The 15,534-nt window shown below is 48.4% G+C and carries 9 protein-coding genes; 6 read left to right on the top strand and 3 right to left on the bottom strand.

The window, feature by feature from the left end; translation table 11 throughout:
- Positions 1 to 95 precede the first annotated feature (95 nt).
- Together H583_RS0109160 and H583_RS0109155 are read left to right on the top strand one after the other, a co-directional pair.
- Positions 96 to 1,295: a C39 family peptidase gene (locus H583_RS0109160; RefSeq protein WP_028560207.1), complete on the top strand. Its 1,200-nt coding sequence runs from the start codon at positions 96 to 98 to the stop codon at positions 1,293 to 1,295.
- A 130-nt stretch (positions 1,296 to 1,425) separates the two neighbouring features.
- On the top strand, positions 1,426 to 2,346 hold the full coding sequence (locus H583_RS0109155; protein WP_028560206.1) for a DUF5050 domain-containing protein: 921 nt from the start codon (positions 1,426 to 1,428) through the stop codon (positions 2,344 to 2,346).
- Between the two features lie 381 nt (positions 2,347 to 2,727).
- Here H583_RS0109155 and H583_RS35240 read toward each other — a convergent pair whose 3' ends face one another.
- Both H583_RS35240 and H583_RS0109145 read right to left on the bottom strand, forming a co-directional pair.
- On the bottom strand, positions 2,728 to 6,576 hold the full coding sequence (locus H583_RS35240; protein WP_051236234.1) for an NEAT domain-containing protein: 3,849 nt from the start codon (positions 6,574 to 6,576) through the stop codon (positions 2,728 to 2,730).
- Positions 6,577 to 6,789: 213 nt separating this feature from the next.
- Positions 6,790 to 7,176, bottom strand: coding sequence for a hypothetical protein (locus H583_RS0109145; RefSeq protein WP_028560205.1), 387 nt, complete (start codon positions 7,174 to 7,176; stop codon positions 6,790 to 6,792).
- A 560-nt stretch (positions 7,177 to 7,736) separates the two neighbouring features.
- Between H583_RS0109145 and H583_RS0109140 the strand changes: the two genes are divergently transcribed.
- The 4 genes from H583_RS0109140 to H583_RS0109125 all read left to right on the top strand — a co-directional run bounded on the left by H583_RS0109140 (position 7,737) and on the right by H583_RS0109125 (position 11,020).
- Positions 7,737 to 8,222, top strand: a complete 486-nt coding sequence (locus H583_RS0109140) for a GNAT family N-acetyltransferase (protein WP_028560204.1) — start codon at positions 7,737 to 7,739, stop codon at positions 8,220 to 8,222.
- Positions 8,223 to 8,567: 345 nt separating this feature from the next.
- Entirely contained in the window at positions 8,568 to 9,332 is a 765-nt protein-coding gene (locus H583_RS0109135) for an exodeoxyribonuclease III (RefSeq protein WP_028560203.1), read from the top strand.
- 30 nt (positions 9,333 to 9,362) lie between these two features.
- On the top strand, positions 9,363 to 10,502 hold the full coding sequence (locus H583_RS0109130; RefSeq protein ID WP_028560202.1) for a glycerate kinase family protein: 1,140 nt from the start codon (positions 9,363 to 9,365) through the stop codon (positions 10,500 to 10,502).
- 110 nt (positions 10,503 to 10,612) lie between these two features.
- The gene (locus tag H583_RS0109125; RefSeq protein ID WP_028560201.1) at positions 10,613 to 11,020 is read left to right on the top strand and encodes a GNAT family N-acetyltransferase; all 408 of its coding nucleotides are present in this window, start codon (positions 10,613 to 10,615) and stop codon (positions 11,018 to 11,020) included.
- A 295-nt stretch (positions 11,021 to 11,315) separates the two neighbouring features.
- Here the strand turns inward: H583_RS0109125 and H583_RS35235 are convergent, their stop codons facing one another.
- Positions 11,316 to 15,320: an S-layer homology domain-containing protein gene (locus H583_RS35235; protein WP_081667062.1), complete on the bottom strand. Its 4,005-nt coding sequence runs from the start codon at positions 15,318 to 15,320 to the stop codon at positions 11,316 to 11,318.
- Between the last annotated feature and the right edge of the window lie 214 nt (positions 15,321 to 15,534).

The following is a 15,534-nucleotide window of genomic DNA, read 5'->3' as shown; positions in this document are numbered from 1 at the left end:
TTGAGGTTAATTCATGGAGAGGGGTTAAAACTTCTTCATCTTAGAAAATGCTTAATTTTTAATTTATTAATATACTAAGGGAGGAGAAAGTTTTTATGAAATGGTGTAAACCTTTTTTTGTGTTTTTGTGTTTTAGCTTACTCTTTTTTAACATCCCTGCTTACAATCTTCATGCTGAATCAGATTCATCTGTTTATGAGGACTACGGTCTATTTGCTGCTTGGTTTATAGCTAGTGATAAATATGAAAATGAAGATTCTGGTTGGGACCGGAATACAAGAATTCAATCTGTAAACGAGATTTATGATATTAATAATAATTTGATCGGCTACACTTTTAAATTGACCAAACAAGGTGTAAAGAATGGCTACATTTTCGTTCAAAATACTGGTGGAGACTTATCTGTTACTGAATTCTCTTATACCGATGACCCGGTATATCAAATTAGCGGGTTGGAAGATGCAGATAAAATTTACTACGCTTCTCCTATAGAATACTATCTTGAGTCTGATAACAAACTATATACTCTGGAAGCAGAAATTGCTCCTGATTCTATTGTAGCCAAAAATTTGCTCCGTACTGCCAGTCCTCCTGAGATTAACCCTGAATTATCAGCACAACTACGATCTTTTGGGTCACTAAATAAATGGATGGCCGATGGAGAAAAAAACGGTTCAAATGGGATATCCGCTTTTTCAACAGTAGAAATTCCTGACGTGTATCAATATATTGTAGACACATATGGTTCTGGCTGGACAATGAAAACCCAGAAAACTCTTAGTATTACAGCTCGACTTCAGTCATCCTTCGAGTCAAATGTAGAAAATTGCACCTTGTCCTCACTGACCCAAGCCTTCAGTTACTTCAGATCAAGCTATTCAAATATACCTTCAAATATTACAACTCTTTATAATGACATTAAAACTATTGCTACAAATCACGGGTATACTTCAAGTGGTGGAACACCACCAACAAAAATCGATGATATTATTACTGATATTTGGAAAAAATATAATTATTCTAATGGAAAGGGTAACAATGTTTATGTAATTTCTTTTAGCATTTTCAAAACAGAAATTGATAATAACCGTCCTGCTTTATTTAATATGGCTAATGGGTATTATACAAACCATACTGTTCTGGTCAAAGGATACCGGACTTATGAAAAATCAGGAATATTGAATGGGGACAAGAACTTCCTTCGCCTTAATGATAATTGGAGTACAAGTGACCGCTGGATTGATTATTCTGCATGGTATTGCTGTGGTAGCGTGAGTCGATTTAACACACCATAATGGAATGCTGCTTATAATAAACTTATTATTGAATTCAATTTAATTAAAACTATAAATGCTTCGCCAGTGTCATAACTGGCGAGGCTCGCTTACTTTAAAGTGAATAGAAATGAAGGTAGGATGAATGTAAATGTTGTTTCCAACGTTAAAAAAGGGATATCTCCTCTTATTTCTAGTGATACTTTTAAGCGGATGTAACTATGATAAAGAGCGGCCTGATGCTTTAAAGTCTAACGAGATTGGTAATACGATGAATAATATTCTAAATGGCGGGTACGTAACTTCTCAGGGTGATTGGATCTTCTACGCCGAGCCAGAGGATCACAGTTATATTTATACCAAAACCAAGGATGGAGAGCACAAACAGATCCTTGTCAGACAATCTGCCGGCTTTATTAATGTCCTGGGCGATCAACTTTTTTACCAAAATAAGTCAGATGGTTCGAAACTCTATAAGTCACTCATCACAGGAGAAAACAATACTCGTATAACTGATGAAGAAGTTGGACTTATCATAGCCGAAGCGGATTGGATTTATTTTGTGGACAGTCATCAACGAATCAACCGTATCAGGCATAATGGTTCAGAACAGGAACTGTTAACTAAAACACCTGTTAATAGTTATATGGTTAGCAGTGACGTTGTTTATTTTGTTGAACCATTAGGACATACTGTTTCTAGCCTCGACTTAAAAACAGAGCAATTGTCGGAACTTGCAAGCGTACCTCATACAATTGTAAAAGTTCTATATACGGAGAAGGGTTTAATCTATTTGGCCGAGGAGGATAAGGCCGTTTACGAAGTACAATATAGCAACCCCAAAATAAGCAAACTAATTAATCATGCAGAAGATATTTTTTATGACAATGAAAAAGAAATTTACTATTTTGACAAACATATGCGTAAATACAATAAGACTACCGGGGAAAGCTTCCCATTAAGGGATGATGATAATAAATACTACGGTATGCAGTGGACTGATGGTAGTTGGTTTTATATGGATCACCCCAACCCTGCTCTAAGAAAAATTGAAGAAATCAACTTTAACTAGGCAAATAAAAAACATAAGAAGAGACCAGCGTAAGGGGGGCTTAACACTGGCCTCTTCTTGTGAGCATAAGCTCTGTCACTCCGATATTCTGACTTCGACGATGATTGCGATTAGAATACGAAGGTGATTTTTATCATTTGATAATGATAACCATTATCACTTACAACTTAATGATACCTCTCTCACGCTTCAATGTCAACTGCTTCACTTCTATTTTCTTTGCATGCAAACCACTCTTGTCACATTTTGTTTTAATTTGCACCTATGCTCCAACCGCTTCTCTTTCTGCAATGGCAGCAATACATTCCGTTTAACAAAGGAGCATTCTAATGATGAAGGGGCGACGGAATTTACATTCCGCCACCCCATTCTTGCCGCTTCTTATTTCTCATCCAACAGCTTGATGATCAATGCCAAAGCTTCCGCACGCGTTGCGGCTGCTGATGGATCAAAAGTATTGCCGCCTTTGCCCTGAATCAATCCGGCCTGGACAGCAGCCGCAATCTCAGCCTGTGCCCACCCCGGGATCAGCCCGGCATCTGCAAAGCTCAGAGCTGCGCTCTTGCCGGTCTCCAGCTTCGCTGCACGGGTGATAATGACTGCAAGCTCCGCACGGCTGATCTGCTGGTCCGGACGGAAGGTCTGATCACTGTAGCCTCCAATCAGGCCGGCGCTTGCAGCCTTCGCTACATGCTCACGAGCCCATGCAGGAATACGGCTGGCATCCTGGAATGCCGCTTCCTTCCCTGCCTCAAGCTTCAGCGCACGGCTGAGCAGGGATACGAATTCGGCCCGGGTGATGACCCCGTCCGGCCGGAAAGTTCCGTCAGCATAACCTGTAGCGATCCCAAGCGTGACAGCCTTCCCAATCTCGGCTTGAGCCCAATGCCCTTTAATGTCTGCAAAGTCTGTTTCCGGCTCCTGGGTCTCATTGCCTTTGTCCGGGGTCTGTACGGTTGTACCTGTTGTCTCTACTCCAGGCACTGCAGCGTTGGCATCAGCAGCCTTCACCGAAGCCGTATCAAAGACAAATTGGACAGTGTGCTCGCTATTATAGTTTTGCGCCGGGATGCTCAGCTTCACAGTGGCCTTAAGCTTCGCGGACAGGTCCGTCAAGCTGACAGATACAACTCTTGTATCCGCAGCCTCGTTTTTGCTCACATCCGCAACTTCATGACCGTCAATGGTTAGCACTTTGATGGCGCTGCTTTGTTTCACTGTAAATTGTACAGTCTTCGAGCTGCCGGATTCCTTGACCAGCGCTTTGGGCACTACATAGCTTTGCATCATCGATGTTTCTGCCGTGCCCTCTTTCAGAACTTTGAAATCGATATAGTAGTATTTATCTGATGTACCGACCACTACACCCGAATTGCCGCCAGGGTAATACGGTGTGGTCTTGGATGTAATGTTAGCAAGCTGGACTGTGTAGCTGGTCTCTTTCACTTGTTCATTGTCGATATATTCAATAACCAGACTGTACGGGCTGCTCAGATCCTTCACTTCGAACTGAACCGGAACAGACGCCCCGGATGTCAGCGCCAGCAGCGCAGCTGTACCCCTGAAGCCCTGAGAAGACACAGCAGCAGGAGACATAGAGCCAACCGGCAGGATTTCCTCATTCGTTGTTTGATTGATCAGCTTTTTAACGGTTACGCCTGGTTTAGGCGTTATTGTCAGCTTGCTCGTTTGAGCGCCAACTGCAAGCTCCGCTGTTCCCTGAATATGACCCGCAAAAGCCGGGGAGGATGATTTCAGCGTTGCATTGTAATTTCCCGTGCTGAAGTTCTTGGACGCCTGGAATGCATCCAGCGCCGCTTGCAGCTTCACAGCAGCTTCGTTAATCTGGTTCTGGTTCACCGGATTTGCGGCTGATTCTTTAGCCACTCCGATAGCGGCCTGCAATTTTTGCTTCGAGCCGGCTTTGTACTGGTTTACACTTGTACCTTCATTGGCGCTGTCATGTGCCGATTGTGCGGATGCAATCAGGGTATTCAGCGGATTCAGGTTCTTGTTGTCTGAACGTTCGAACAGGGCGACTGCTTCCTTAAGCTTGGCTGTCGCTGCTGCAGATGTCTCAGGCGTTGCGGACAGGCTAACTGCTTCTGTATTTGCCTCATCAACAGCTGCCTTTAATACCGCTTTGGCAGCCTCCGTATACTGGCCGGGCTCAGTTCCGGTAACAGCTGCACGCAGCTTGGCATTTGCAGCATTGATCAAGGAAAATAATGCTGTGTTGTCCACGTTGTTAAAGTTCAACCGGATATTATGCTCCCGGTCATAATTCTGGGAAGGAACCACAGTACGCACACGTGCATCTACCAGTTTGCCAAGATCATTAACTTCAAAACTGACTACACGCGTATTTTTTTCTTTATCTTCACTTACCACGGCAGCAGGTACGTAGTTCTCGCCTTGCTTGATTTTAAATTCGGTAACTGTGGTGCTGTCCTTAACGGTCAACTCTACCTTTGCTTTTCCATTAGAAAAATTGACTTTAGCAGGCTTAACCATATAGCTGTCCATACTGGAAAACGCTTGGGCTGTTTCATGCACAGCAGTGAAGTAAATCAAAGGAACAAGCTGTGATTTAAACTGCTGAACCGCATTCTGAAGAACTTCACTCGCATTTGCGATTTGCGGACGGGTTGCAGCAAGATTGCCGCCCATCTTTTTGACTTCGTCAATTTTAACTTGCAAGACTGCTTTTGAGCCTTCCGCATACTCACCGCTATCTGAGCCTTCAACAGCTTTGTCATGCAGCTCCTGGGCCTCCAATATAGCTTTATTCAACTGTGCGAGCTGTGCGGAGTTGAAGCTGATATATACCTCTCTTTTTACACCTTCAATGGTGTATTCCAAGTAAGCCAGCCCCTGATACACCTCGTCCTTCGCGATGTCATGTCTGGGAGTAATCTGGTATACCTGTCTGGAAGCAGTTGAATTCAGGGCAGATTTCTTTGCCGCAGACAAACTTGACGGGTTGAACCCGCCTGCTGCTGTCGGACTCGCAAAAGAGACTTCTGTTGGATTCTGCTCCAAAAGAAAAGCAATATTGGCATGGGTTGTGCGATACGGATCTTGGCCTCTTAATAAGGTTGACGCTGGATCAATTTCCTTGGCGTATTCTGAAATTTGGGCATCCTCGCCAATCGAATTAATCATAGTTATTGTTCCCGTTGATTCAACGAACTTTTTCAACTCAAGCGCATCGAATTGCTCTTTTAAATTTTTAAATGTCTCATCAATTACAGCTTGGGATGCATCCAAATCACCCGCAGCCCCTTTGGCAGCGCCTAAGAAGCCTCTCAAACTGTTGGATGTACCGGGCGGATACTCTCCAGCGACAGCTGCGCCTCTATTAGGAGTTCCTTCAGCCGTTCCTGCATTTTTGACGGAATCGACGATGGCATCTACTTGATCGATTAAGGCCAACAAGGCTGCCCTGTCAGTCACTATTTTTTTCGCAACAAATTTCGTATACGCTTCATTCAGGAAAGCATAAACCGCCCGAATCAGCTGGATATCATCACCAGCATTTGCGGCCAGTTCTTGTGCCTGATGAATGGCTGATTCGAATTCTTTTTTAGAGCCGACAGGATAGGAGCCATTCCCTGTTCCTTCCTTTGCATTCTCATATAACGTATGGGCGTCCGTGAACATTTGCTCCAGTTGCTTCTTGGCCATGGTCAGATCATCATCTTCGCCTGAAGACGGGATCTTGCTCAGGTCAAGCTCCAACTGTGCATTATACCAGTTATCATAATTAATGCCTGGAATAAGAATATGCATCAGTAAATCCTGGCGTTTATTATAGTCCTCTATTAGAATGCGTACTTTGGTACGGTCTTCCCCACCTTCTGCTTTAGTAGAAGCTATGACCTCATACCCTTCCGCTCCGCTAGCCGACTTATTATTTTGGGCAATAACGGCCTTAGGCTGCCCGGGCTTCCGCGAAGCAAAGTATCCGAAATAGTGGTAAAACTTCATGTCGTGTTCAAAATAGTATGTGTTCCCTTTAACAATCAGCACACCTGTGCCCGGATATCCATAGTCGTCTGTTACGGACGGTTCGTTCGTATTGTCTTTATAATACTTATAACCCACCGAGTACTCACCGTCTTTTAAGACCATTGTTCCTTCAGCTGCGGCAACACGCCCGAGCGGAACCAAGCCTGCGAGAAACATGAAAATTAACAACATGGATACGTACTTCTTGACCCTATTCACTTGTACAACGCTCCTTTAAATATGTATTCAACTTGCCATTTGCTCACAAGCTGAGGCCTGTATATGAGATTCTTACACCGGCCTCAACCGATGAGAGTTTGGGTTGATTTCCTTATGGTAAAGGGAAAATCATTCACTTCATGGATAAAGGAGGGCGGTCTGCAAAAATGCAAATCGCTCTCCCTTATCTTTTTGAATCAATTGTTGAACAGTTTAAAATACAGCTTGAACTGTCATTGGAGCGGAGTGGCCGCCTGGATATTGCAGATCCAGCGTGATGGATACAGGGGCATTGAAGTTAAAAACTTCGATAGTGAAAACAGCATTGCCACTGGAATAAGTAACAGGAACAGTTGCTCCGTTATATTTCACGCCTTTGATGACATTGCTTGTATTGAGCAGAGTGAAAGTCGTAGTAAAGCCATCATTATCAACTACTGCAGGACCATTAATAAAAGCGCTGGCATGAGTGCTAGGTGCTCCATTGTAATAGAAAGTATAAGTTTTATTCGTAGCAGCGAACGCCGGAATAGCTACAGCCAGAGCCAGTACCATCATTGTAAGCATCAAAGTAATTGTTTTTTTCATCGTTTTTGCCATTTGAATACACTCCCTTTAAATGTGTTTTATTTTGGATCAAGCATTAACAGCTCTGTCCGCCTTCGTAGTGGCAGCAGCGCCCGTGTTCTCAACTCCTAAACCAATTAATGAAGCTACATGCACCCCTTCCTGTTTTGATAAATGAGAGTTCAAGACCACAGAACGCCATGCGTTTAATCAGATAATGATAATCATTATCATTGTGGTTGCAAAAAAAATTTCTGTGGCGGAAGTACAATGCACCGGTATACATCGTATCCTCTCTCTCAGAAACCCGATAACGTGTACATCGTCATCGATAGCTTTATATTACAGATGCTCCCATAACCTGTCAACCATTTTTGGATAAATATCCATATATTTATATTTTTATGAAAGGTAATATGTTTCATAGTTTTAACTAATAATTGGATTCCAACGAGAAATATATCTATTATTTTCCTGATAACTCACAATAAAATGGAATTGCTACTGGCAGGCTCCTATAATATGATAAAGATACAGATTAAGGAAATTATGTTTTGCATCTTTGCCATCACTCTATTTGGAGGTCATACCCTATGCCGGATATGCTAGTAAAGCTATATGAACTGCCAGAGCTTGCTCCTCTACTCATGGACTTAAGGGAAAAAGGGATCACCATCAGGCGTGGAATGCCGCCAGAGAAGCATAATGTCATTGCATGGGTAAAAAAAGAATTCAATGAATACTGGGCCAGCGAATGTGAATTCGCCTACGCCCAGCAGCCCAATACCTGTCTCCTTGCGGTCAAGGAAGAGCCCGGTTCTGAAAAGGGGACATTGATTGGCTTCGCCTGCTATAATGCAACCGCCAAAGGCTTCTTCGGTCCCACTGGCGTCTCTCCTGAAGCCAGAGGTCTGGGTGCAGGCAAAGCGCTTCTAATCGCGGCCCTTCATGCCATGAGGGAAGATGGCTACGGCTATGGCATTATCGGCGCTGCAGGGCCGACTGAATTTTATGCGAAAACAGTAGGAGCGACGGAAATTCCGGACTCCGTACCCGGCATTTACAGAGGGATGCAGTAGTTCCGCCGCTAAAAGTGTAAGAGAGCCGCTCATACAATCCATATTAACGGATTGCGATGCGGCTCTCTTGGTTCTACAATGAAATGTCCAAATCCGGATTCGCAGGCCTTCGCAAGGAATTTAAATAAAAAATAGTTTCGGCATTCAGGCCGCCACGACTGATTATGAATAACAGTCATGGCGGCTTATTTTGTCATATCTTAAATTCTCTCTCTCCGTCTATCAAAGCTGTATTCTATGCTAAACTAGAGGAAACAAGCGATGTGCAGAATTACAGGGTCATATAGACTGCTTTCTCATACACAAGAAAAAACTGCATGTCCGATATGAAGGAGAGACATCAGCATGAAGCTTGTATCATGGAATGTGAACGGCCTGCGGGCCTGTGTCAATAAAGGGTTTTACGATTACTTCAAGGCTGCGGATGCAGATGTTTTCTGCGTACAGGAGTCCAAGCTCCAGCAGGATCAGATATGTATGGAATTTGAAGAAGAGTACCATCAGTACTGGAACTATGCGCTGAAAAAGGGCTATTCCGGCACTGCCGTATTTACACGGGTCAAACCGCTATCCGTCCGCTATGGACTGGAAGAGGACAGCGAGGATGAAGGGCGTATTTTAACACTGGAATTCGACTCCTTCTACTTGATTAATGTGTATACCCCCAATGCGCGGCGCGACCTTTCCCGTCTGGAGCTCCGGCTGGAATGGGAGGAACGCTTCCGCAGTTATGTGCAGCAATTGGATGCATGCAAGAGCGTCATTATATGCGGGGATTTGAACGTTGCCCATCAGGAGATTGATATTAAAAATGCCAAGTCCAATCATGGAAACTCAGGCTTTACTGCTGAGGAACGGGGGAAAATGACAGAGCTGCTGGGCTCCGGTTTTATCGATACCTTCCGCCATCTGCACCCTGACCGGACAGACGCCTATACATGGTGGTCATTCATGCCGAAGGTCAGGGAGCGGAATATCGGCTGGCGGATTGACTACTTCCTCATCTCTGAGAGACTGGCACCGCTGGTGCAGGATGCTGCGATTGACGCACATATTTTGGGAAGCGACCACTGTCCGATTTCCCTCACAATGGATATAGCTTCAAAGTGAATGAATCCATCATAGACAGGAGGTTCACGCATGAAGGTCGTTGTCGCCATGGATTCATTCAAGGGCTGTATCTCTTCAATTGACGGCAGCCAAGCTGTAGCTTTGGGCATACACGATGTCTGGCCGGAGGCGGAAGTGGATTGCATTCCGCTCGCTGACGGCGGCGAAGGCACGGTCGAGGCCTTGGTGGCGGCCACTGGGGGCAAATATATCCCCAAGAGCGTCACCGGCCCTCTGGGGAGTCCGGTTGAAGCTGTATACGGAGTGCTTGGCGATAACCATACGGCTGTCATCGAGGTCGCAGCCGCGTGCGGGCTGCCGCTTGTGCAGCTGAATGAACGGAATCCGCTGCTCACAACCTCCTACGGCGTTGGCGAGCTGATAGCGGATGCACTCTCCCGCGGATGCCGCAGTATGATCATCGGCCTTGGGGGCAGCGCCACCAATGATGCCGGGACCGGCATGCTGCAAGCGCTTGGATTCAGATTTCTGGATAGTCATGGTCAAGAGGCTGGCCGGGGCGGCCAGTCCTTGGCAGCCATCCGTTCTATTGAACTGGCAGGGGTTAACCCCGAACTTGCGAAATGCCGGTTCCATGTGGCATGCGATGTAAACAATCCCTTCTATGGGGAACATGGGGCAGCCTATGTATTCGCTCCGCAAAAAGGAGCCGGACCGGAGATGGTGCAACAGCTTGACCTGGGGATGAGAAGCTTTGCGGATGTCGTAAAGTCTGCGACCGGCAAGGATATTCAGCGTATAGCCGGGGCAGGAGCTGCCGGAGGACTGGGAGCTGCGTTCAGCGCTTTGCTGAACGCAAAGCTGGAGCCGGGCATTCAGCTTATCGCCAGCCATGCCGGACTGCAACGGAGAATCGCAGATGCCGATTTCGTTATTACAGGCGAAGGCAAGCTCGACGAGCAGACCTCGATGGGCAAGGCGCCTATCGGGATGGCAAAGCTTGCCCGGCAGCTTGGTATTCCGGTACTGGCGCTTGGCGGTTCAATCCCGCAGGACACCACTTCCCTGAATGAGCAGGGCATTACCTCCTGCTTCTCCATCACAAATGGGCCGATGTCTCTGGAAGAAGCGATGGAGAAACAGGTTGCCCTTAACAACCTGCGTCTTTGTGCATCACAGCTATTCCGGCTGATCAGGGCTATTCGTTAGACGATGCGGATAGCCCCTTGTTCGATGTAGATAATGCACCCGCAAGTAATCCCGTTGCCTGCCGGACAGCCGATATACACAAAAATTATTTAGAGTGAAAGGAGCCTCACATGATTATCCGCGAAGCCAGTCTTGACGAAGTGTGGCAGTTGCGGCATGAAGTGATGTGGCCGGATCAGGAGCTGAGCTTTGTACAGCTTAAAGATGATGCCAACGGCCGTCACTTCGGCTTGTATGTGAACGACACACTTGTCAGCGTCATCTCTCTTTTCCCCGAGGGGACACGGGCGCAATTCCGCAAGTTTGCTACGCTCCGGGAGGAGCAAGGCAAGGGCTATGGCAGCCGCCTGCTGGCCTACACGCTGGAAGAGGCCCGGCGCCTTGGCGCAGATGCCATATGGTGCAATGCCAGAGCCTCGAAGGTGTCATTCTATCAGAAATTCGGGTTAGAGCCTACCTTGCAGACCTTCCAAAAGGCAGGCGTGAACTACGTCATTCTGGAGAAATCCTTACTCTGAAGTGCTCTCCATTGTGTTGAACCGGCGACCTGAGCCGGGGATAACATGCTTGATATGCTTATTTAGCTCAGACACAGCCATCAACTGCTCAATTGTTCTTGCGGAATTGCCGGAGCTCACTTCCGGTAATTCCAACCTCTCAACATAACAAAACAAGGCCTGTAACCGCACGATAGCGGCAACTGGCCTTGTTTTGTTATTTCTATGAATACGGCATTCTCAATGATGAGCTCCGATGTTCAAGCGTCCCCAGGACAAGATGGTACCTATGGGTGTGCCACCGGCTACTGAATGACTACTGCAAGAAATTCAAAGTTCGCAGCATCCTCTCCAGCATAACCGCCGCTTCTGCGCGTGTAGCGTTGCTTTGCGGCGCAAGCGTTGTTCCGCTCGCTCCATTCATAATCCCAAGCTGAAGCGCCTTCGACACAGCCGCCCGGGCATAAATGCTGACCGCATCACGGTCTGCGAACGCGTCCAGCCCGGCCGAAACCGCGGCCCCCCCACGCTCATCTCCTGCTGCCTGCAGCGTACGTGTAATCATCACCGCCATTTGCTCCCTTGTAATGTGCGCATCAGGCTTGAACAGCTTCTGATCGAAGCCTTGAATAATTCCCGCTCTGGAAGCTGCTCCGACCGCACCGGAATACCAGGCAGAAGCCGGCACATCGGAGTAGCCGTCTGCCTGCTGTAGCGTAAGGCCCGCTGCCCGCACAAGAAGCACGGCGAATTCGGCTCTTGTTATGGCTGCATTGGGCTTGAAGCCATCCTTGCTCCCGCTCACGAGCAGCTTGGATGCCAGGGAATGGATCGTCCCTTCTGCCCAATGCCCCTTCGTATCTCCGAAGGTACGGTCTCCCTGGACAAAAGTATATATGCCGCTGCCTGTGCGGTATATAACAGCGACAGTCTTGCCGTCCTCATGGCGGAATGCGGCTGGCACATAGACCAGCTCCCCTGACGCCGGATCAAATCTCGCCGCGGATAGAGACTTCATATCGACCGTATTATCCAAAGTGACAGTGATTGGCGCGTAAGGGCTGCCGAATAATGCTGCCTGTATCTGATGGCCGCCGTGCCGGACTGTAATGCCGCTGTCTACGCCTTCATGCAGCAGCTTGATGTTCACCGCCCGGGCCTTGTCTTCTAATGCTGACTGATCCCCTTTGCCCGGCTTCGCCATGCGGATAGCCAGTTCTGCCGTGCTGCTGTCTGCGGACAATGCCTGATCTGCCAAAGCTGAGCGCAGACCTGACAACGGCAGCTCATACCCGGCTTCTCCGTATCGGATGTTCAGAACTGCTCGAGGCGCTTTGGCCAATGCTGACGTCAGAGTGTCAGCCGCCAGCAGTGCCACGCCTGCATCTGCATTCTCTTTGATCTCCAAATGGATTTGCACAGCCTGGGCTTTCTGCTCTGTGGTCAGAGCATCCAGCGCCTTGCCAAGCTTCTCCCCGTTCACCTTTACTGTGGCTACAGATTGACCTGCTTCATTTGTGCTGCGCACAGGGTCAGCCGCTTCAAGCTGAATACTGGCAGGCGAAGCAGTTTCTCCAGGTTTCTGAGGTGTCTCTTTCCCGTCATCCTTCGGCTTCTCCTCGTGTACCGGCTGGCTAGGGCCCGACGGATAATAAGGAGTTGGTCCGCCCGATTCATCCTTGGCCAAATGGACCCAGGCTTCAATAAGGCTATTCCAGCCGTTGATTTCATTCCCTTGGCCTACATACTTTACGTATTTGGCTTTTACGCGTTTGAATTCAAAGCTCTCATGCTGGTTCGGGTCCTGCTTACGGCTCGCCGCATCAGTCAGCACTTTCTGGAAGGTCTCACCGTCTGTGGATACCTCAAGTTCAAAATAATTGGCGCGCTGATGACCGTTATAGAACAGGAAGCTGGCCTTGTCGATCCACTGCTCCTTGTCCAGCTCCAACAGCAGATACTGGCCTTTGCCCTCCGCCGACCATCTGGAATCAGGATCTTTGTCGATCGCATTGATTGGCCGGTTGCCGTCATCAGCGCTCGCGGTTACTTTGGCTACAACAGCAAACGGTCCTTGAGGCTCCGGCATCGCTTCTTTAACCTCAATCGTTTCGGTCACTTTAACCGTCGTGCCGTTATAAGTGCTTTCTGCGGTAATTTGAACAAAGCCCGGCCGCTTCGCCTTGAACACATACCCATCCACGCTTCCGAGCTCTTCGTTATTCACGGAATAGGTAACGGGAATACCCGCTTGTTCCGCATCCAGCATCTCACCGTTGTGAAGCGTTACAAATGCCTTGAGCTTCCCGCTGTGTCCCACACTGATGGCATTGCCCGCAACCCGCCAGCCAGGGACGGATTTATCCGGTGCGAAGCTGATGCGCTCCGGAGATTGAGGAGCTCCGGCTACCTGGAAAGCAATATGGTATGTCTTGCTTGCCCCGTCCCTCGCCACAGTTATTATTCCGGTGTCTGTAGTTGTCTCCGGCTGCTCAATTACAACCTGCGCATCCGGCGCAAGCGCCGCGGCCTGAATGACCGGAACTTGTTCTGTCCCGTAAGGCAGCGTATACGTATAGCGGGACTTCAAAAATTGCATGCCGTTGACCGCTCCGCCATTGACCAGCAGCGATTGCAGCCCCAGCTCCATTCCTGCTGTTCGTCTGGCGAACTGATCCTCATACAGGCTTTGCGGATTAAGCCGTTCGCCCTCCCCAATGCCTTCAGCCATATCAAACGGGCTGGTGTCCGCCTCGGGGATCGAGCCCACGATATCTACCTTGACACCGGTCACGGCTCCTTTGGTCCCGATAATATAACCGTTGCCGAACTGCTCGGATTCGATAATGATGCCGTTCTTGCTTCTATGAGCAGCGATTCCGGTCGTATTCCAGAATACGCTCTCCGTAGTCACAACACCGTGCCGGTTCGTTGGCGAAGAACCATAGTCACGGGTAATAGCCGAGATGCCGTCTCCGTTCAGTGACATGTTGTCGATCAGGTTCGCCATACTTAGATACATATGAAAATCGGTAAGCAAGGTTGAATTCTCGGAGTAGACGTTGTGGAGCACATTGCCGTTCGCGGAGAAATTAGCGTAAGTAAAGCTGTGTCTGGCGCCAACCGCATTGCTGTTCGCAATCAGATTGTCATTGCCAATGAACTGGTACAAATAACCGTTTCCGTTCGCCCCGCGGTACTGGGGGTATTCCATGGTGACATTGTCTACGGTAACGTTTTTCGTACGGTCGAGGATGATGCCCTTGGAGGAGAGATGGTAGGTTGTATTGCCTTCGGGCTTGTAAGAGCTGACATTGCGCACCCAGCTGTCGGCAACCGCGATCATATTGATGGCCTTGGCGTTGTCGATCTCATAACCCGCTGTGCCAATGACCTTGAAGTCATCTTCAGCAAGGCCGCTCTTCGGATTCTGAATCGAAGCAATGGAGAAGTCCTCCAGACCCGCCTCAACTACCGGCGGCTCTGTCTTGGTAATCGTAATATTATCCCGCTGCTTGATCGGGTACCGCGTCGGGATATCGATCGTCAGCGTTCCATTCGTCTCATCGACGCCGACAATTTGCCTGTAGAACAAAGGCTCCACCCGCCCAAGCCGTGACGACCATTTGTTCTGCATGCCCAGCTCGCTCAGGAACTCCGTCGTTGTGTCGAATGTGATCAGCACGTAATCGCCAGGAGCAAATCCCTCTGTCCGCTCAACCGGCAGCAGTACAGACGGCTCCGTCACCGACTTGCTAAGTCTGGTGGACGTTCCTGTCCGCTTCCAGTCGCCACCCCCGACACGAATAATATCCTTGAATCTCATGACCTCTGTTGCATTATAGATAAAAGTCTCGCCTGCCCCCGCCCCTTTGAGCACCACATGGCTGGCCGAAATAAGCAGAGACTGATCCTTGCCCTCTGGCGGATTAACCTGATATGTACCGGCAGGCAGATAGACAACCCCACCGCCCTGGGCAGCAGCAGCATCAATCGCATTCTGGATCGCCGCTGTCGAGTCCTCCTCACCGGTTGCATCGGCAAAATAAGGGGCCGCGGTCACATCAATCCCATCTTCAGGATCAATATCCGGAAGCCCGGCCTCCCCGCGGTGATAGCCCGCATAAGAGAAATCGTGCAGGAAGCGGCCCTTGTCATCCGTGAAGCCCGGGTACCAGTCTTCCGGATACAGACGGCTCCTCCCGTCCTCACCCAGGCTCATATCGTCCGGAGCTGCAGCCCGGATCAGAGCCGTTCCCGGCAGCAGGGAACCAACAATCAGACATAGAGACATCAGCAAACTGAGAACCTTTTTACTCATGCTCGAATTTTCCTCCTTTTCATTAGACAGGATTGTTAGCGGTTACAAAAATACAGTCCGGTTCCTCTCACCTCCTCTGCTCCATCATGCCAGAGATGCCCGGCACGACCGTGCCGGAACATGCAGCACCGTCAGGCACTGCTTCATTATAAGATGCCGGGAGGCCGCATGAATATGAACAAAAGCGTGATCCGGGTTGCTAAATTCCGTCCAG

The sequence above is a fragment of the Paenibacillus pinihumi DSM 23905 = JCM 16419 genome, from assembly GCF_000422505.1.
Taxonomy (GTDB): Bacteria; Bacillota; Bacilli; order Paenibacillales; family Paenibacillaceae; genus Paenibacillus_D; species Paenibacillus_D pinihumi.
This window is presented reverse-complemented; position numbering and strand designations above follow the sequence as displayed.